Source organism: Ilumatobacter sp. (assembly GCF_041688325.1).
Lineage (GTDB): Bacteria > Actinomycetota > Acidimicrobiia > Acidimicrobiales > Ilumatobacteraceae > Ilumatobacter_A.
Map to the genome: position 1 here is coordinate 1 of NZ_JBDNIJ010000185.1, position 19,874 is coordinate 19,874.

General features: G+C 63.8%; 14 protein-coding genes. 10 read left to right on the plus strand and 4 right to left on the minus strand.

Annotated features, from left to right (window positions below):
- From ACH2EI_RS11380 to ACH2EI_RS11405, 6 genes are all read left to right on the plus strand, one after another.
- A partial coding sequence (locus ACH2EI_RS11380) for an SDR family NAD(P)-dependent oxidoreductase (RefSeq protein WP_395155526.1) occupies positions 1–1,722 on the plus strand: 1,722 nt, incomplete at its 5' end.
- 13 nt (positions 1,723–1,735) lie between these two features.
- A complete protein-coding gene (locus ACH2EI_RS11385) occupies positions 1,736–9,316 on the plus strand; it encodes a beta-ketoacyl synthase N-terminal-like domain-containing protein (protein ID WP_395160084.1) in 7,581 nt (2,526 codons plus the stop codon).
- A gap of 84 nt (positions 9,317–9,400) precedes the next feature.
- Positions 9,401–10,204, plus strand: coding sequence for a 3-methyl-2-oxobutanoate hydroxymethyltransferase (locus ACH2EI_RS11390; RefSeq protein WP_395154528.1), 804 nt, complete (start codon positions 9,401–9,403; stop codon positions 10,202–10,204).
- Positions 10,201–10,734, plus strand: coding sequence for a GNAT family N-acetyltransferase (locus tag ACH2EI_RS11395; protein WP_395154529.1), 534 nt, complete (start codon positions 10,201–10,203; stop codon positions 10,732–10,734). Before ACH2EI_RS11390 ends, ACH2EI_RS11395 begins: the two co-directional genes overlap by 4 nt.
- Entirely contained in the window at positions 10,731–11,498 is a 768-nt protein-coding gene (locus tag ACH2EI_RS11400) for an SDR family NAD(P)-dependent oxidoreductase (RefSeq protein WP_395154530.1), read from the plus strand. Before ACH2EI_RS11395 ends, ACH2EI_RS11400 begins: the two co-directional genes overlap by 4 nt.
- Positions 11,495–12,373: an SDR family NAD(P)-dependent oxidoreductase gene (locus tag ACH2EI_RS11405; protein ID WP_395154531.1), complete on the plus strand. Its 879-nt coding sequence runs from the start codon at positions 11,495–11,497 to the stop codon at positions 12,371–12,373. Before ACH2EI_RS11400 ends, ACH2EI_RS11405 begins: the two co-directional genes overlap by 4 nt.
- A 55-nt stretch (positions 12,374–12,428) precedes the next feature.
- Here the strand turns inward: ACH2EI_RS11405 and ACH2EI_RS11410 are convergent, their stop codons facing one another.
- Both ACH2EI_RS11410 and ppa read right to left on the minus strand, forming a co-directional pair.
- Entirely contained in the window at positions 12,429–13,058 is a 630-nt protein-coding gene (locus ACH2EI_RS11410; protein WP_395154532.1) for a class I SAM-dependent DNA methyltransferase, read from the minus strand.
- A 4-nt stretch (positions 13,059–13,062) separates the two neighbouring features.
- Positions 13,063–13,596, minus strand: coding sequence for an inorganic diphosphatase (gene ppa / locus ACH2EI_RS11415; protein WP_395160086.1), 534 nt, complete (start codon positions 13,594–13,596; stop codon positions 13,063–13,065).
- Positions 13,597–13,659: 63 nt separating this feature from the next.
- Here ppa and ACH2EI_RS11420 point away from each other — a divergent pair, with 63 nt between their 5' ends.
- The 3 genes from ACH2EI_RS11420 to ACH2EI_RS11430 all read left to right on the plus strand — a co-directional run bounded on the left by ACH2EI_RS11420 (position 13,660) and on the right by ACH2EI_RS11430 (position 17,902).
- Positions 13,660–14,334, plus strand: a complete 675-nt coding sequence (locus ACH2EI_RS11420) for a peptidyl-tRNA hydrolase (RefSeq protein WP_395154534.1) — start codon at positions 13,660–13,662, stop codon at positions 14,332–14,334.
- Between the two features lie 43 nt (positions 14,335–14,377).
- Positions 14,378–16,585 (plus strand): thiamine pyrophosphate-dependent enzyme, encoded by a 2,208-nt coding sequence (locus tag ACH2EI_RS11425; RefSeq protein WP_395154538.1) that lies wholly within the window; start codon positions 14,378–14,380, stop codon positions 16,583–16,585.
- A 378-nt stretch (positions 16,586–16,963) separates the two neighbouring features.
- Positions 16,964–17,902, plus strand: coding sequence for a LysR substrate-binding domain-containing protein (locus tag ACH2EI_RS11430; protein ID WP_395154535.1), 939 nt, complete (start codon positions 16,964–16,966; stop codon positions 17,900–17,902).
- Positions 17,903–17,933: 31 nt separating this feature from the next.
- Here the strand turns inward: ACH2EI_RS11430 and ACH2EI_RS11435 are convergent, their stop codons facing one another.
- Entirely contained in the window at positions 17,934–18,353 is a 420-nt protein-coding gene (locus ACH2EI_RS11435) for a helix-turn-helix domain-containing protein (RefSeq protein ID WP_395154536.1), read from the minus strand.
- Positions 18,354–18,508: 155 nt separating this feature from the next.
- Here ACH2EI_RS11435 and ACH2EI_RS11440 point away from each other — a divergent pair, with 155 nt between their 5' ends.
- Positions 18,509–19,444 (plus strand): oxidoreductase, encoded by a 936-nt coding sequence (locus ACH2EI_RS11440; protein WP_395160088.1) that lies wholly within the window; start codon positions 18,509–18,511, stop codon positions 19,442–19,444.
- Positions 19,445–19,555: 111 nt separating this feature from the next.
- On the opposite strand, the gene ACH2EI_RS11445 is transcribed toward ACH2EI_RS11440, so the two are convergent.
- On the minus strand, positions 19,556–19,874 hold a 319-nt coding region (locus tag ACH2EI_RS11445; protein ID WP_395160090.1), incomplete at its 5' end, for a hypothetical protein.

Consider the following 19,874-nt stretch of genomic DNA (forward strand, 5'->3'; position numbering starts at 1 on the left):
ATTGATTCGATTAAGCGTGTCGAGATTTTGAGTGCGATGCAGGATGTGGTGCCGGAGTTGCCCGAGGTAGATCTTGCGGTGATGGCGAGCCTCGCGACGCTCGGTGAAATCGTGACGTACCTCACCGCGCAGGCCGGTGGCGCAGCGCCCGACGTTCTGCCAACCGTTCTGCCAACCGCGTCGTTATCCGACGCAGCTCCCCCGGCTGACTCAGCGGACCGAGCAGCGAGCGGCTTCGGTCGATTCGTCGTGCGGGCGCATTCGCTGCCGCTGCCGGGCTCACCGCTTCCCGGGTTACTTGACTCCCCGATTGCAGTCGTCGGCGATCCGGACGGCATCGGAACGGCGCTCGTCGCCGCGCTGGCTGCCGCCGGCGCAGACGCTCGGCTGATCGACGCCAGCGGCGATACCGACGTCACTGGCGATACCGATCAGCACAGTGTCATCTACCTGGGCAATCTTCATGCGGTGACCGATTCGGCGAAGGCGAGCTCACTCAGCCGAGATGCATTCGAAGCGGCCAAGGCCTTCGCTCCCGGCGCGGCGTCGGGCGGCATCTTTGTAGCAGTCGACGACCAGGGTGGCACCTTTGCAACGACCGGCGGTGACGCCGATCGGGCATGGGCCGGCGGGCTTGCTGCGCTGATGCGCACCGCTGCAATCGAGTGGCCCTCGGCGTCGGTGAAAATGATCGACATCGATGGCGCTGGCCGCGCAGCGCAACTCGTTGCCGCCGACATCGCCAGCGAACTCCTCAACGGTGGAGCCGATCGAGAGGTCGGCCTCGGCGCCGACGGAACACGTATCGGCCTGCGCGCTGAGCCGGTCGACGTGACCGCAGGAACGCTGCCCATCGGCGCTGACGACGTCGTCGTCGTGTCTGGAGGCGGGCGCGGCGTCACCGCGGCAACGACCATCGAACTGGCCCGATCATCGCAGGCAGCCTTCGTGCTGCTCGGTCGTTCGGCGCTCACCGATGAGCCCGAGCACTACGGCGCAGCCCACGACGATGCTGCCTTGAAGCAGTTGCTGCTCGCCGAGTCCAAGGAAGCCGATGAAAAGCTCACCCCGGCGAAGTTGAAGAAGCAGGTCGGTGGGGTGCTCGCCAACCGAGAGATCCGAGCCACGCTGGCATCAATCGAAGGTGCGGGCGGCCGAGCGACCTACCTGGCCGTTGACATCACTGACGCGGCAGCGGTTGCCAGTGCACTCGAGTCGGTGCGAACCGAGGTTGGGCCGATCACCGGCCTGATCCACGGTGCTGGCGTCCTCGCCGACAAGCTGATCGCCGACAAGTCGACAGCACAGTTCAAGATGGTCTTCAACACCAAGGTCGAAGGACTTCGGAACCTGCTCGATGCCACCGCAGCCGATCAGCTCGCTGTGCTGTGCCTGTTCTCGTCGGTCGCAGCTCGAACCGGAAACGTCGGCCAGGCCGACTACGCGATGGCCAACGATGTGCTGAACAAGGTTGCTGCTCACGAGCGAGCACGCCGCGGCGACAGCTGCGTGGTGAAGTCGCTCGGCTGGGGTCCGTGGGCGGGCGGCATGGTGACGCCGGCCCTCAAGACTCACTTCGAATCGATGGGTGTCGAGCTGATCGACCTCGATGTTGGGGCGCGCATGCTCGTCGATGAACTGTCAAGCCCCCAGACCGACCAGGTCGAGATCGTCCTGGGGGGCGGCGTGATCGCGCCCGCAAGCCAACGGATCAATGCATGACCCGAGTCCAAGGGTGAGTACTTTCTCGCCGATCGCCATCGTCGGGCGCGCCTGCGTGCTGCCCGGCGCCATGTCTCCGGCGGAACTCTGGGACTGCGTGGTGTCGGGCGCCGACTTGACCTCGACGGTTCCGAAAGATCGATGGGGCATCGCTCCGGCGGACGTACTCTGTGATCCAGACGACGACAGCACCGATCGAACCTGGTCTGACCGCGGGGGCTACGTCTCTGGCTTCGACGAAGTGTTCGACGCCAATGGCTTCGGCCTTCCTGCAGATGAGATCACTCGCCTTGACCCGGTCTTCCAGTGGACGTTCCACACCGCACGCGAAGCACTCCGCGACGCCGGCTACGCCGAGCGAGATGCGGCGCGTTTCGGCGCCGTGTTCGGCAACCTTTCATTCCCGTCAGCCAGCATGGCGGCGTTCGCTCAGTCGGTCCACCTTGCTGACGGAAACGCTGCTGACGGAAACGCTGCTGACGGAAACGCTGCTGACGGAAACGCTGCTGACGCCCGCAACCGGTTCATGTCGGGGCTCCCGGCGCTCATGCTGGAGCGCGCACTCAGCCTCGGTGTCGGCGCCATGGCACTCGACGCGGCATGTGCAAGCAGCTTGTACGCCATCAAGCTGGCATGCGATCGCCTGCACGACGGTGAGGCCGACCTGATGTTGGCCGGCGCGGTGAACTGCGCCGACGATCTGTTTATTCACCAGGGCTTCACCGCACTCAACGCGTTGAGCCCGACCGGCCAGTCGCGGCCGTTTCACCCTGACGCGAACGGTCTCGTCCCCGCCGAGGGTTGCGGCTTCGTGGCACTCCGTCGGCTCGACGATGCAGTTCGTGATGGCGACACGATCCACGGAATTATCCGCGGCGTCGGCCTGTCGAACGATGGCCGTGGACGAGGCATGCTCGCCCCGGCAGTCGACGGCCAGGTCCGAGCCATGCAGACAGCGTTCGACGTCGCCGGCATCACGCCGCACGACATCTCGTTGCTCGAATGCCACGCAACAGGAACGAGCGTCGGCGATGCCACCGAGATCGAGTCGAGTGCTCGAGTCTATGCGGACTGCTCCGACCTCCCGATTGGCTCGTTGAAGTCGAATACCGGGCACCTCATCACCGCGGCCGGTGTTGCAGGGGTCATCAAGGTCATCGAGGCAATGCGCAACGAGGTGCGGCCTCCGACACTGCACGTCGACGACGAACTCGCCGCGCTCGGCGACTCACCGTTCCGTGTCCTCAGTGCAGCCGAGCCATGGGCCCGTGGCGATGTCGCTGACGGCGTACTCCGGGCGGGCATCTCGGCCTTCGGTTTCGGCGGCAACAATGCGCACCTCATCCTTGAAGAACCGACGACTGCAGCACAGCTCGTCGCTGACGATGCTGAATCCACCGACCCGAACAGCGCTCCACCAGCTGTTCAAGCCGTGCCGATCGCCATCGTTGGCATTGGCATTGCGGCAGCCAGCGCGGTCGGGCTGCCGGCGTTCCGTGATGCTCTCCTGGGGAACACCCCGTGCCTCGACGCGGAGGGCACCGGGCGACTGCCCGACATTGAACTCCAGCTCTCCGCGCAGAAGTTTCCACCGAACGATCTCAAGGCGGCGCTCAGCCAGCAACTCGTGATGCTGCAGGTCGCCGATGAGGCGTTGGCGACCGTTGGAACGCTGCCAACTGACACGACGGGCATCTACGTCGGAATGGGCACCGACCCGGAAGCCGCCCGATTCGGAACTCGCTGGCGGCTCGCTGCTCAGCATGACGGCACATCTGCGTCGCTGGCCGCCGCCCGCGATCTCGTTGGCCCATCGCTGACTGCTGCTGGCGTGCTCGGCACGATGCCGAACCTGGTCGCCAACCGGCTGAACAGTCAGTACGACGTGGCTGGGCCGAGCTTCACCGTGAGCGGTGAGGAACACAGCGGCCTTGACGCGTTCCGGATTGCCGCACGAGCACTCCGCTCCGGCGACATCGATGCAGCGCTCGTCGGCGCAGTCGACCTTTCCTGCAACCCGGTCCATATTGCCGCTGCGATAACTGCGCTGACCGTAGACCGTCGCGTTCCAGGCGACGCAGCCGTCATGCTCGTGTTGAAGCGACTCGACGATGCCGAGCGTGATGGCGACACCGTGTATTCACTCGTGTGCGATGCGCCGCGCGACGAGAACGGCAACGCTGCAGACCCCGGCTCGGTGAGCGACCTCCGTTTGGGATTGGGTCAGGGCGCCCGGTCGATCACGGACCTGTTTGGCCACGCTCATGCAGCATCGGGGTTGGTGCACGTCGCGGCAGCTGCTGTCATGCTGCACCACCGCGTGTCGCTCGGCGACGTTCCGTTGATCGCATCGAACCCTGAGCAAGGCAGTGGCTTGCCCGATGGCGCTGGCCCGCGAACCGTGTCGGTCGAGACGACGGCCATGGATGGCATCGTGCACCGCTCGGTACTCCTCGCCGAAGCAACGAACCACTTCGCGCCAAGCCGAGCGACACCACCTGCGCTGCACATCTATTCGGGCGCAAACGCAGCAGCGGTCCTCGACGCACTGGCGGCGCGACGTGAATCCTCCGAGGGCCCAGCGCGGCTCGTGATCGTTGCTGCCGATGCTGAACAGCTTGCCGAGCGAGCAGCGCGGGCCGAGCAGCACATCACAGCTGGCAAGCCTGCAGGAACCGGTGTGCACTTCGCTGCCGCGCCGATCGAAGGCGAACTGGGTTTCGTGTTCACCGCCGGGGGAGCGGCATACAATGGCATGGGCGCTCAACTGTTCCGTGCACTTCCCGAATCGATCACTCCGATCTCGACCAACTTCCCGCTCGGTCAGATCTCGAACTGGGTCAACGATCCCGACCACGTGCCGCTGCCTGCCGACTACCTGTGGGGCACCGCGCTGCTCAGCCAAGCGCACGCCGAGATCACGTTGGGTCTCCTCGGTCTCAAACCGTCGGCAGCGATTGGCTACTCGTCAGGTGAAAGCAACGTGCTCTACGCATTTGGCGTGTGGCGCGACATGGACGCAATGCGTCGCGAGATCGACGAGACGGGAATGCTCACCAACGAGATCGCCGTCGACTTCGACGCCGTCGCCCGAGCTTGGAACGTCGACCGGGCCGACTGGGCCGTGTGGAACGTGCTCGCCCCGATCGACGATGTGCGCGCGGCAATCGCCGACGAGCCCCACGTCCACCTCATGCTGATCAACACCGAACGCGACCTTGTGATCGCCGGTGATGCGCACGTGTGCCGTTCCATCGTTGACACCTTTGGAGCGCGGCGCTGCCGCCCCGTCGGCTACAACCTCGCCTGCCACGTTCCAGAGGTCGCCGCAGAGTTCCACCAGCCGTGGCTCGACGTGCACACGCGCGACGTGACGCCGGTACCAGGGGTGCGGTTCTATTCGAACGGTGTCGGCGGGACGTACGACATCAGCACCGAGAACTGTGCTGCAGCGATCACACGCCAGGCCGAGACGACCGTCGACTTCCCGGCGACGATCCGGGCCGCCTACGACGACGGTGTGCGCATTTTCGTTGAGCATGGCCCGGCTGGCGCATGCACCAACTTCATCCGCGAGATCCTGGGCGACGATGTGCTCGCCCTGCACCTCGACCGCCGCGACAGCAACATCGAACAACTCTTCGATGTGTGCGCTGCGTTGGTCGCTGCCGGCGTCGAGGTCGATCACCACGCGCTGACTGCCAGGCTGAGCCGGTACACACCTGAGCGCGCGGCCCTCGATGGCCCGATCATGTCGTTCCCTGCCCATCGCCCTCCCGTCCGCCGCAACACACAGCCGGCGGTCGCGCACCAGACGATGGCGCCGGCTCCAGCGCTGCTGTCCATTTTCGCCTCGATGGCGGAACGCGACCGACCGACCGAGGAAGTACCAAGCGTCGATGCGGTCGATGCGGTCGATGTGTCATGGCCTGCAGCCGTGGCCGTGCCGGTCGCCCAACTTGGAGGTGCAGCGCCCGGGCATTCGCTAGCCGCCAGCGCAGCGGATGTGATGCAAGAGCAGATCACGGCGATGGCCGCGATGCACCAGAGCTTCGTGGCGCAGCAGGCTGCCATCCACGAACAGTTCCTCGCTGCCCGATCCAGCTCACTCGACCTGCTGACTCGTGTTGTGATTGCCCAGCCCGCAGCTCTCGAGCTGGCGCAGATTGTTCAGCCGTTGCCAGCTGCTCTGGTTGTTGCCCAGCCGGCCGTCCAGACCACCGTCGAGCCAGCGCCCACCGTTCCACCAGCACCGGCACTGCGTATCGAACGGCATCCCGGTCCGAAGTGGGACAAGGCGCAGCTCGAGATCCATTCATCCGGACGCATCTCGGAACTGTTTGGAGCGCTCTTCGAGGCGCAAGATCAGTACGCAGTGCAGTGCCGCATGCCCGAGCCGCCACTCCTACTTGCTGACCGGGTGACCGGCATGGTTGCTGATGTCGGCGTGTTGGGTGTCGGGACCATCTGGACAGAAACCGACATCGAGCCGGGTGCCTGGTACCTCAACGACGGCTACATGCCTGCCGGGTTCATGATCGAGTCAGGTCAGGCCGATCTGATGCTGATCAGCTACATGGGCATCGATTTACTCAATAAGGGTGAGCGGTCGTATCGCCTGCTCGGCTGCACAATGACGTACCACGGTGACCTTCCGACGGTCGGCGACACGCTCGAGTATGAGATCCGAATCACCGGCCACGCTAAGCACGGCGACATTCGGCTGTTCTTCTTCGAATACGACTGCATCGTCGACGGCGAGCCGCGATTGACCGTTCGTGATGCACAGGCTGGATTCTTCAACCAACAAGAACTCGCCGACGCACTCGGTGCACTCTGGACCCCCGAAACAGGACAGGCCGACCTGCGTGCCGATGCCCGCGTCGACGCACCACCGATTGCCTGCACGAAGTCGGCATTCACCTCCGAGGAGGTCCGAGCCTTCAGCGAAGGACGCGCCGTCGAGTGCTTCGGCCCGGGCTTCGAGTGGACCGAGACGCACACCCGTACGCCAAAGATTCAGGCCGGTGACCAACTCTTCATCGACGAGATCACCGACTTCGATCCGACGGGCGGGCCGTGGGGGCGCGGCTTCATGCGCTGCGAGTCGACCATTGCTGCCGACGCGTGGTTCTTCGACGGGCACTTCAAGAACGACCCGTGTATGCCAGGCAACTTCATGGTCGAAGCGTGCATCGAAGCGATGTCGTTCTACCTCGCAGCACTGGGCCACACGGTCCGTGTCGACGGATGGCGGTTCCAACCGCTGCCGGAACAACCCTTCGAGTTGAAGTGTCGCGGCGAGATCAACCCGCAGACGGATCGGGTCGCCTACGAGCTCTACGTCGAAGAGGTCTGGGATGGCCCGCACCCGACGATCATTTGCGACGTCCTTGGATTCGTCGACGGCAAGGCCGCATTCCACGCGCACCGCCTCGGCGTCGAACTCGTCCCCGGCTGGCCGCTCACCTCGAGGCCTGAGGTGTGGGAGAACGTGGTCGAACCGGTCGCTGTCGCCACCGACGCACAGGGGTTCCCGTTCGACTGGAAGGCGATGATCTCGTGCGCGTGGGGCAAGCCATCAGAAGCGTTTGGGTCGATGTACGAGGCGTTCGACATCACCAGGAGATCCCCTCGGTTGCCGGGCGAGCCGTATCACTTCATCAGTCGCGTCACCCAGATCCATGGCGATCTCGACGACTGCAAGGCTGGCCTCGAGATCGTCTGCGAATACGACATCCCTGACGACGCCTGGTACTTCGACGAAAACGGCGCCGAAACCATGCCGTTTGCCGTGCTGCTCGAAGCTGCACTGCAGCCCTGCGGCTGGGTTGCCTCTGCGGTTGGCTCGGCGAACAACGTCGACGAGGATCTGCTGTTCCGCAATCTTGACGGCACGGGCACCGTGGTCGACGAGCTGACGCGGACGTCCGGCACGCTGTCGACGCACGTCAAGCTCACGAGTGTTTCGCGCGCTGGCGGGATGATCGTCGAAGGGTTTGAGGTTGTCTGTTCCCTCGGCGATCGGGTCGTCTACACGATGGAAACCGTCTTCGGATTCTTCCCACCGGCGGCCTTCGAAGACCAAGTCGGATTGCCGGTCACCAGCGACCATCATGCACTCAGTGAGCTGATCGCGGCGCATGCGCCGGCCAAGACCGACCTCACTGTTCGGCCGGAGCGGTTCTGTTCGGGCACAGCCCGTCTGGCCAACGACATGCTGCTGATGGTTGATCGTGTTGCCCACGTTCAGACCGAGGGCGATGCCGGGCTCGGGATCATCGTGGGGGAGAAAGACGTCGACGTCTCCGAGTGGTTCTTCAAGGCGCACTTCTTCCAAGACCCGGTGCAGCCGGGCTCGCTCGGTGTCGAAGCACTCCTCCAACTCCTGCAGTACTTCATGCTCGACACGGGGATGGATGCCGACGTCGACGATGCACGGTTCGAACCGCTGCTGCTCGGTGCGCCGATGGTCTGGAAGTACCGCGGTCAGGTGACTCCAAAGAACGAGATGATCACGACGGTGATGGAGATCACCGAGGTCGGGGTCGACGACGTCGGGCCGTTCGTCATCGGCGCCGGTTCGCTCTGGTGCGACGGGCTTCGCATCTATGAGGTGTCGAACATGGGGATGCGCCTGGTGTCAGGTGCGCCAAGTGACGTATCTCTGCTGTCTGACTCAGTCGAGGTTCTTGACGACAACACCGCGCAGACAACCGCGCCCAACACCGCGCACCCAACCGGGCAGACCGAACTTGCCATCAGCGTCGGCCTGTCGCATCACCCGCAACTGATCGATCATGTGGTCAACGGCGTCCCCGTCGTACCGGTTGTCTTCGTCATCGAGTGGTTCGCCCGACTCGCCGCAGCAAACTGCCCCGACCTGCACCTCGTCGGTCTGACCGACCTCCGTGTGCTCAGCGGCCTGATCGCCAAGGACTATTTCAGCGGCGGCAGCCTCGACCTGGTCGCTGAAGTGATCGACTCAGTAGCTCTCGGCGATGGTCGCCAGTTGAGTCGCCAGTTGACCCTGCAGCTCACGAACACGGCGACCGGCAGAGCCCACTACCGATGTACTGCGCACATGGCTCCGACCGCGCCATTGGCTGTTGGCCTTGCCGACAGCAACCCTGCAACCGTGGTCGGCAGCGAGCCCTGGTCGTCGGAAATTTACTTCGGCGACGTCTTGTTCCACGGCCCAGCCTTCCGTGTGATCGAAGAGATCGTCGGCGTGTCGGAGTTGGGCATCGATGCGCGCTGCTGGGGCGTCAGAGCGGTTGGTTGGCCGAACGAGACATGGACATCGGACCCGGCGCTACTCGACGGAGCCTTGCAACTCGCGCTGCTGTGGACCGAACGCCAACTCGGTCTGCCATCACTGCCGACCGGAATCGGCACGGTGCGACTGCTCTCTGAGCCGATGTTCGGGCAACACACGATGGTGCTCGTCGGCCGCCGAACTTCGGCGCATATGGTGGTGTGCGACGTTGAGATCCGATCCGCCGCTGGCGACGTCGTCGCCCAACTCGAGGGCATCGAAACTCATGTCATCGCCCAACCCGAATCGACATCTGAATTGCCATCCGAAGACTGACTCGTCAGGACGCCGCACGGCTCCTCGTCCGCCTCGAATCTTACGACTCGCTGAGTGCTCAGGTGGTCGTGGGAGAATGCCCGAATGGCAGCCAACAGTCGTCTCACGGTCGCCGATCTTCGTGCGAGCAAAGGCACACGGCAGTACACCGACGTCTACGTGTCGAGCGCTGACGAGGCCGCCGCTGCAGTAGACGGCGGGATCGACATGATCACCATCCAGGACTCTCAGATGAGCACCGAGATGCGAGCTGCTGCCGGCACTGCCTTCATCGTGGTCGGGCTTGACTACGGCCAGGTCGTCACGACCGATGACTACTTGCGTGCGGCGTTCTCGGCGATCAACGATGGCGCTGATGCGTGCTGGTGCGCTGCGTCGCTGCAAACGATTGAGCGATTGGCGGCCGAAGGGATCCCGGTTGTCGGCCACGTCGGCCTCATCCCGCAGCGTCGTACCTGGACCGGCGGGTTCAAGGCAGTGGGCAAGACGGCGACCACGGCGATGGAGGTGTGGCGCCAGACGTGCGCATTGGTCGATGCTGGCGCATTTGCCGCAGAGATCGAAGTGGTGCCCGAACCGGTTGCCACGGCGATCAGCGCGAAGACGAGCCTCGTGATGATCTCGATGGGCTCAGGTCCGAACTGTGATGCGCAGTACCTGTTCAGTACTGACGTGTTGGGAACAAACACTGGTCATGTCCCACGACACGCGAAGCAGTACGCCGACCTGCGAACCGAACTCGATCGAATCCAAGAGATGCGGGTGGCGGCCTACGCAGCATTCGCCGATGACGTTGCCTCGGGCGGTTTCCCAGATGCAGCACGATTGGTTGGCATTGACCCTGGCGAATTGGCAATGTTCGCGGCTGCCCTCGACGCCGAACAATGACCACACCGAGCACTATCGAAACTGAGCGGCTACTCCTGCGCCCGTTCCAGGGCGACGACTTTGAGCCGATGGTCGACTTCTACGCCGACCCGATCTCGAAGTTCTACGGCGGTCCCTGCAACCGAGAAGAAGCGTGGCGGAAGTTCGCCGTGTATCCCGGGCACTGGGCGTTGCGCGGGTACGGCCCGTGGGCGATCGAAGTGAAGGCAACCGGGCGTTTCGCCGGGGTCTGCGGCCTGTGGAATCCTGACGGCTGGATCCAACCGGAGATCACCTGGGCGCTGGTCCCCGATCATCACGGCAAGGGCTACGCAACCGAAGCGGCTCGCCGTGCACTCCAGGCCGCCTACGAGGACCATGGTTGGACAACAGCGGCGAGCGTGATCGCCGTTGCCAACACTGCGTCTGGCGCATTGGCCGAGCGTCTCGGCGCGACGATCGAATCCGAACAGCAAAATCGTTACGGCCCGGTACACGTCTACCGGCATCTCCCGCCAGCATCTCTTCTCACCACCCGGAGCACATCATGATCACTGTCAACAACTCGACTGACCTCACCGGTCAGGTCGCTCTCGTCACCGGTGCCACGTCGGGCCTCGGCTGGCGCTTCGCCCAAGTGCTGGCCGCTGCCGGTGCATCCGTTGTCGCAACCGGCCGACGTCAAGAGCGGCTCGATGAACTGGTCGCAGCCATCCTTGCTGATGGTGGCCAGGCGGTTGGGGTTCCGATGGACATGACCGACGCCGAGAGCATCGTTGCTGCTGTCGATCAGGCCGAAGCAGCGTTCGGCACCGTGACCATCCTGGTCAACAACGCTGGTATCCCCGACGCGCAGCGTGCCCACAAGATGTCGCTCGAACTGATCGACAAGGTTATCGACACCAACCTGCGTGGGCCGTACATCCTCTCCTGTGAAGTGGGCAAGCGGCTGATCGCAGCAAAATCGCCGGGGCGAATGGTCAACATCTCCAGCATCTCGGCAACCAACTACGGCGGCGAAGGCGCCGCGCTCTACTCCATCACCAAAGCAGCCATCGCCCGGATGAGTGAGGCGCTCGGCGTGGAGTGGGCGCGATTCGGGATCAACGTCAATGCCATCGCCCCTGGAGCGTTTGAGTCGGAGATGATGGACGGCATGCTCGAACGGATGGGCGACATCAGCGGGCACTTTCCGCGCAAGCGGATCGGTCGACCCGATCAGCTTGACTCGACCCTGCTCTACCTCTGCTCGGCTGCTTCTGATGCGGTGACTGGCACGATCATCAAGGTCGACGACGGTCAAAGTTCGCGATGACCACATCACGGTTGAACGGTCCGACGGGCCAACTCAACGGCAAGGTCGCAGTGATTACGGGCGCGGCAAGCGGCATGGGGCTCGCGACGGCACAGCGATTTGTCGCTGAAGGAGCGGCCGTCGTCGTTGCCGACTTCAACGCGGATGCTGGCGAGGCAGTTGCTCGCGAACTCGGCGACGCAGCGCGATTCGTCCGCTGCGACGTGGCGATCGACGGTGACGTTGCATCTGCGGTGGCCCTTGCTGTCGATGCGTTCGGCCGGCTCGACATCATGTTCAACAACGCTGGCATCGGGGGAGCGTTCGGGCCGATCACCGAGATCGAGTCAGACGACTGGGATGCAACCTTCGCCGTCCTCGTCAGGGGCGTGTTCCTCGGGACCAAGCACGCTGCGCGTGTGCTGATCGCGCAAGGCGATGGTGGTGTGATCATCAACACGGCGTCGGTTGCCGGCCAGGGTGGCGGCGGCGGACCACAGGCCTACTCGGCAGCAAAAGCCGGAGTGATCAACCTCACCGAGACGACAGCCATCGAACTCGCGCCGCACGCCATTCGAGTCAACGCCATCTGCCCGGGGATCATCTTCACCCCGCTGATGCACCAGGGCGACGAAGCCGACGCCGAACGTGTGATGACCGAACTGCAGCCGTATCCCAAACGGGGCGAGGGTGCCGACATCGCGGGCGCAGCACTGTGGCTGGCCGGGCCCGACTCGGCGTTCGTGACGGGCACTTCGATCACGGTTGACGGCGGGATCAGCGCGGCAGGCACTCGTCTGTTCGGGCGGTTGCACGGGACCACGAAGCTTGATCGCATCGCAGGTATTGCCCACGGTACGACTGGTCAGAAGCCAACGATCCGACGGCTCGACTGATCAGGAGACGGTCAGGAGGTGGTCAGGAGACGGTCAGGAGACGGTCAGGAGGTGGTCAGGAGGTGGTCAGCGTCACGTCGTGCACGCCATCGTCGAACTCGCCGTGGCCCGGGAGGTACGGGCGAGGCGGTGAAACGTCGACGGTGCACCGACCTTCGTCAGCGAGTCGCTGGAGCACGGCGTCCATCTGGCGGCTCTCCCACAGGTTGACGCGCTGCGTGAAGACGATTGGACCACCACGGCGAACGATGCGCAAGAACTCTCGAAGCACGGCTTCCGGGTCGGCGAGATAGCTGAAAACGCCGCCGCAGACGACGGCGAGGAAGCGCTGCGACGTGAACGGCAGTGGCTGGCTGAGATCGATGACGTGCAGTTCTCGGTACACGTCGCGCTGCCGCGCGGCGTCGATCGACTCGGGCGAGAAGTCGGCGCCGATGACCGATGCGACACCAACGGCATCGAGTGCGAGCCCGACGAGCCCGGTGCCGCAGCCGGCATCGAGGACGTCGCCGTTGGTGGCGCCAGCGGCGGCGATGACCGAGGCGAGTCGGCCAGGGACTTCGTAGCCCCACGACAGCACGTCGGTGTCGTACGTCGACACCCAACCGTCGTAGACCCCGACGACGTCGGCCGGCGATGCGTCTGAGACGCCGGCGAGGCCTTGCCCATCAGCGTTCATCGACATGGGGTCAGGCGTCCGAGCCAGCGCGGGCAATGGCTTCGACGATCATGCGTTTCGCCTCTGCCGCATCACCCCAGTGGTCGATACGCACCCATTTGCCCGGCTCGAGGTCTTTGTAGTGCTCGAAGAAGTGTTGGACCTGTTCACGCGTGATCTCGGGGAGGTCGGTGTAGTCAGCAACATTGTGGTAGCGACGGCTCACATGGCTGCTCGGCACCGCCAAGATTTTCTCGTCCTGGCCTGCATCGTCTTCCATGACAAGGACGCCGACCGGACGGCAGTTGATGACGCCTCCGGGGATGATCTCGCGGGTGTTACACACGAGCACATCGATCGGATCGCCGTCTTCGGACAGGGTGTGCGGAACGAAGCCGTAGTTGCCGGGATACCGCATCGGTGTGTAGAGAAATCGATCGACGAACAGGGCGCCCGAAGCCTTGTCCATCTCGTACTTGATTGGTTCGCCGCCGACGGGCACTTCGATGATGACGTTGATGTCGTCAGGCGGGGTGTTGCCGGTGGGGATCTTGTCGAGCCGCATGACATCACGATACGCCACGGACCCGCCGGTGTTGTGGTCTGCTCGACCGTGTAGACCAACCAGATGGAAGCTGCCGAGCCGAGCGAGTCACCCTGGGCACTCCAGCTCGTCGCCCGCGTCGAAAAAATGGATCCGCCCACCACCGCACAGATCTGCGAAGTTGCCGCGCTCGCCACGATCGAGTTGCTTGACGACGCGCGAAGTCAGCCGGGCGGGGAGTGGCACGGAGCCGTCGCTGCCTGGAACGGTGAGCGGATCCGCAAGATTGTCCGACGCGGCCGTGCATCGGCATGGCGTCGAGCCCAAGAACCGGATGGGGTCACTGCTGAGCGAGGCGGTGTGGAAGTGCGCGCCTTTGTTCCCAGTCGTCTGGACGAGGCCCCGGAACAGCTCGCCAAACTCCAGATCCAGTCGTCGCCGCTCGACGAAATCGAACTGATTGATGTGCTCCCAGACGTTGTCGGCTTGGTCATTGCCGTGACACCGATGGTCGAGATGTCGTGGGGCAAGCAGGCCGCGCAGTGCGCCCACGCTGGCCAATGGGCATGGATGCGCTCCGACGGCGAAGTGGTGAGCCGATGGGACGCGGCTGGCCGGCCGATCACCGTGATACATCCAAATCGACAGCTGTGGACCGAGCTTGCAAGGAGCGCTCCCGTGCAGATCCACGACGGTGGATTCACCGAGATCCCTGCCGGGACGAAGACAGCGCTCGCCTGGTGGGCCGAACCCTTTTGAGATGCCCAACCCTTCGGGCCGAGCAATGTGGTCAAATGGCCGCGTGAACCGGGTCGAGATCGTCCATGACAACTTCCTGCGACGAGTCGCTCAGGGCGACCTCCCGGCGCGGGTCGGTACAGCGACGCTCGACGAAGCACAGCTCACCGCTGACGAACTCGTGTCGCTCTTTGATGCGCAGGTGCTCAGCCGACACCTCGACCGCGCAGCGCGAGACATGCAGGCCCGCGGATTCGGCTTTTACACGATTGGGTCGTCCGGGCACGAGGGGATGGCAGCAGTCGCCGGAGCACTGCGTCCAACCGACATGGCCTTCGTTCACTACCGCGACGCCGCGTTCCAGATCGCTCGCGCCGGCCAGGTCGGTGTCGACCCGATGCACGACATGCTGCTCAGCTTCACCACGTCGATCGACGACCCGATCTCGGGCGGCCGGCACAAAGTGTTGGGCTCTGCCAGCCTGGCAATGCCACCGCAGACGAGCACGATTGCATCACACCTTCCCAAGGCGGTTGGCGCGGCGTATTCGATCGGCCTCGCCAAACGAGTCAAACCTGAGCATCAGGCGCTGCCCGACGACTCGGTAGTGATGTGTAGCTTCGGTGACGCCTCGCTCAACCATGCGAGCGCTCAGGCGGCAATCAACACGGCCGGTTGGACGGCGTACCAGGGCGTCCCGTTGCCGCTGATCTTCGTGTGCGAAGACAACGGGCTTGGCATCTCGGTGAAGACGCCGGCCAACTGGGTTTCTGCATCGATGTCGGGCCGCGCGGGCATGCAGTATGTCGCAGGTTCAGGGCTCGATTTGCTCGATGCAACTGCGGCCACGCGACGCGCCGTGCACGTTGCTCGACGTCAACGTCGGCCGGTGTTCCTGCACCTCTCCTGTGTCCGTCTGTATGGCCATGCCGGTGCGGACGTGGCGTCGAGTTACCTGACCATGGAACGGATTGAAGCCGACGAGGCGAACGATCCGCTTCTCCACACCGCTCGGTTGCTTGCCGAGTTCAGCGGCCTCTCGCCGACCGACGTCCTCGATCGCTACCGGAGCGTCGGCGCCGAGGTCGATCGGGCCGTGGACGCTGTGGCGGATGCGCCGCGACTCCAGACGGCCGACCAGGTGATGGCCAGCATTGTCCCGCCCCGACGCACGGTTGAGCCTGCCACGGTGCCGAACGCTGACGATCGGGCCAATGTGTTCGGCGCTCACGAGTGGCGGCTGATGGGTGAGCCGCAGCACCTTGCGAAGTTGTTGAACTGGGCGTTGACCGACGAGATGCTGCGGCACCGCGAGATCGTCCTCGCAGGCGAAGACGTCGGGGCCAAGGGCGGCGTGTACGGCGTCACCCAGCGGCTCCAGAAGCGGTTTGGCGCCCACCGGGTGATCGACACGATCCTCGACGAGCAGTCGATCCTGGGGATGGGTATCGGCCTGGCCCACAACGGGTTCGTTCCAATCGTGGAGATCCAGTTTCTGGCTTACCTCCACAATGCTGAAGATCAACTACGCGGCGAGGCGGCGACGTTGCCGTTCTTTTCGAACGGGCAGTTCACGAACCCGATGGTGGTTCGCATCGCCGGCCTCGGATACCAGCGCGGCTTCGGTGGCCACTTCCACAACGACAACTCGATCGCCGTGCTCCGCGACATCCCGGGCCTCGTGATCGCCTGCCCGTCGAACGGCATCGACGCCGTACTGATGTTGCGGGAGGCGGTGCGCCTGGCACGAGAGGAGCAGCGCGTTGTCGTGTTCCTCGAACCGATTGCGCGGTACATGACTCGCGATCTCCACGTCGAGGGCGACGACAGATGGGCGGGCCGGTACCCCGACATGATCGCTGAGCCGATCACGATGGATCGAATTGCCGTGCGCGGTACCGGTACCGACGTCGCCATCGTCACCTATGGCAACGGGGTGTTCCTGGCCGAACAGGCTGTCGAGATGTTGCGGGTCAAACACGGTGTTACCAGCCGAGTCGTTGACATGCGCTGGCTTGCACCACTGCCCGTCGACGCCATCGTCGCAGCGGTCGAACCGTGCGCTCAGGTCCTGGTTGTCGACGAATGCCGCGAAACCGGATCACAGAGCGAAGCGTTGATGGCCCATCTCGGCGAGCGCAACGTTGCCAACGTGTCTCGCTTGTGTGCAGCCGACTCGTTCATCGCCACCGGCCCGGCATCTGGTGCCACGTTGCCGAGTTGCGATTCGATTGTCGACGCCGTAGTCAGAGGCCGGGCGAAGCTGACCTGATTTCGAGATACGCCAGCCGAACCGTTTGCAGTGCCCGCCTGCGGGCACTGCCGAGGCTCATTTCGTCAAACGCCGTGCCAGTGGCACGTGAGATGTCCGCGAGATCGTCTCGAACGCTTGCTGGCTCGGCGCGGTCTGGGCTCCGGGGTGGTGCCGCACCCAATCGTTCACCTTGCCGAAGAGGAGTCGGCTCGAGGCGGGCTTGTGCAGTGGATTCGCTGCAGTTTGCTTGCGTTCTTGTACTGATGTGGGGATTCCCATTTTCGGACTCGCTTTCGGTCTATTCGTTAAGAGGGGGGTACTTAACTATTGAAAAGTGTATGGTCATGGGGGTGAGGCGAGGCACGCACTTTTCGGCACCAGGTATTTGGTTTCCGAATGACTAATTTCGGCCAAACCCTTCCGCCCCTGGCAGCTCTCGTGCCGTTCGAGGCGGCATTCCGGCATCGAAACTTCACTCGGGCTGCTCGTGAACTCCACCTCTCCCAAGCAACGGTCAGCAGGCGAATCCGCGAACTCGAGGCCGACTTGGGCGTCAGCCTTTTCGAACGGCACCGTCACGACGTGACACCGACCGCCGACGGCGAACTGTTGGCAGCATCGGTACGGCTGTCTCTCAGCGAACTCTCCTCGACGGCCGACCTGATCCGTCGGCGGTCTGCAGGCAACGACTCGATCACGATTTTCACGAGTCTGTCGCTGGCGACCGCGACTGTTGCCCCCATCCTCGGCGAGTTTCAACGGACGCATCCGGATGTGAATATCCGAGTGATCGCGTCGAACGATCGAGTCGCGTCCACGGACGAGAATTTCGACCTCGCCCTAGGGTACGGGCCCAGCGAAGCGCGCTTGTTTACTGTGGAGTTCATTGCCGACGACGCCGTGTTCCCGGTCTGCTCGCCAACGTTCGCAGCGCAACTCCCCACACCGGTCACGCCAGCCGATCTCGCGGTGCTGCCGCTGCTGCACGTCGACTATGTCGATCCCGGCTGGATCACATGGCAAGACGTGCTTTCATCGGCCTTGGTCGTTGAGCCCGGCAGCGTCAAGTCAGTGGTCTTCACCTCGTACCAAGTGTGCCTTGACGTCGCCGAGCGAGACGGAGGCGTTGCGCTCGGGTGGGAGCGTTCGGTTCGACCACGGATCGATGCCGGCACGTTGGTTCGCGTTCCCGACATCACCATCCCGCATGCGGGCAGAATCAATGCCTACTTTCCGATCAGGACCGCCCAGAACCCTCATGCTGTCGAGTTCGTCGCCCTTCTCAAGCGGGTTCTGGCGGACGATCAGTCGGGCACTTCGTCGACCGAGGAATAAACGGCCGGCCGGTCTGGCCTGTCCTGCCCGGTCAGTCGGCGTCGCGAGCGATGTCGATTCGGGCCGCCAGTACGTTGACCTCGTTGAGCGTCTCGACGAGTTGTGCCTGCACTCGGCTCAGGGCCACCTTGATTTCATCGAGGTCGTCGGTTGATGTTGGTTCGTCGCCGTGCCCAACGATCAACCAGGACAGGCTGACACCCAAGATTCCAGCGAGGGCGGCCAGTCGATTGCTCCGCGGCGACGCACTGCCGCGCTCCCACTTCGCGACGGTTGACGCTTTCACACCCAGTTGGTTCGCGATCTCGGCCTGCGTGCGGCCAGCGGCCACGCGAGCCTCAGCCATCCGTGTACCAACATCGTTAACGGAATCTTCGATGCCTCGGGGTTGCGCTTCCAGGTCGCCGTCGAGGAAACGGTGCAGTGAGTTGGTCGGTTGCGGTTCAGTCATTCGTACATCCAGGTTGGTGTTGACCTACGACCATACGGAGTGATCCACCGAGTTGGCAACGATACGCCAATTCGACTGACCGTCAAAATGCGGCCAGAGCGATGAGAGTTCCGCCGCCTCCGCCGGTCCGTACCTCAACGCGGTACACATGAGTCATGAGCGGATTCACTCACGCCGACGTTCCTGACCAGTCAGGCCGGACGATTCTCGTCACCGGGGCAAACACCGGTCTCGGCTTCGAGACAGCGAAGGTGCTCGCGTCGCAGGGCGCCCGCGTGCTGCTCGGTTGCCGGTCGGTCGACAAGGCCAACGCAGCAATCGACGCCATTCGAGTTGATGTCTCCGACGCCAATCTCGACGTGGTCCAACTCGACCAGGCCGACCTCTCCAGCGTGCGCGACGCGGCTGCTCAGGTGAACGAGGAGGCCCGACTCGACGTGCTCGTGAACAACGCCGGGATCATGATGCCGCCCAAGGAGATGACTGTCGACGGGTTCGAGTCGCAGTTCGGCGTGAACCATCTCGGCACGTTCGCACTCACGTCGTTGCTGCTTGGGAAGCTTGACGAACAGCCCGATGCTCGGGTCGTCGTGACGAGCAGCATTGCGCATCGAGGAGCAAAAATTTTCTTCGACGACATCACTGCTGAGCGCCACTATGGGGCGCAAAATCGCTACGGGCAGAGCAAGCTCGCCAACTTGATGTTCGCGTTTGAACTCGACCGCCGGCTGCGACGAGCCCGGTCATCGATCATTGCCGTTGGTTGCCACCCGGGCATTGCCGACACCGAACTTGCGCGGCACCTGCCATCGCTCGTTCGATTTGCCGTCCCGGTGTTCCGCCCGTTTTTTAACTCGGCCTCAGAAGGCGCATGGCCAACGCTGATGGCTGCCACTGCACTGGGCGTCGAAGGCGGCGAATACTTTGGCCCCACTCGGCGTGGCGAAACCGCCGGCCCGGCGGGCACAGCGAAGGCTTCCTCGGTGGCCCGTGACGGAGCGCTCGCCGCCAGGCTGTGGGAACTGTCGATCGAGATGACCGGCATCGACCCGGCTCTGCCTGGCAACGATGTGTCTGGTGATCACATCTAGGCGAGCAGTGCATCTTCGTCAGTTTGTCGGCAGTTTTGTCACGCTGCGGTCTGACCAAAGTGCCAGCTGGGTGCACTCTGTCGGGACGTTGGCGAGGGTGCGCTACGGCTCTCAGCAGCCGAGGGCATCGGCAAGCCCCTGTGGGTCAGCAACACTGACCCACAGCGCCGAGTGGCGGCGGAAGCCGATGACCTTCGGAATGCGCTCGACGAACTCGATGCACAGCCCTCGGTGATGGTTGGTCCCGAAGGTGAGACCGTTATCAGCAAAACTCAGGCGTGGGCCAACAGCGGTGTACCAGCGATGGGGCCCTGTGATCTCGGTGTGATCGATGTTCGACAGTGGCGTCTCCGTCGACAAGAAACCGAACGTCGCTCGGAACGTGCCGCTGCCGTCGGCTGCGCGAGTCAGCGTGACTCCGTCGTCGGCG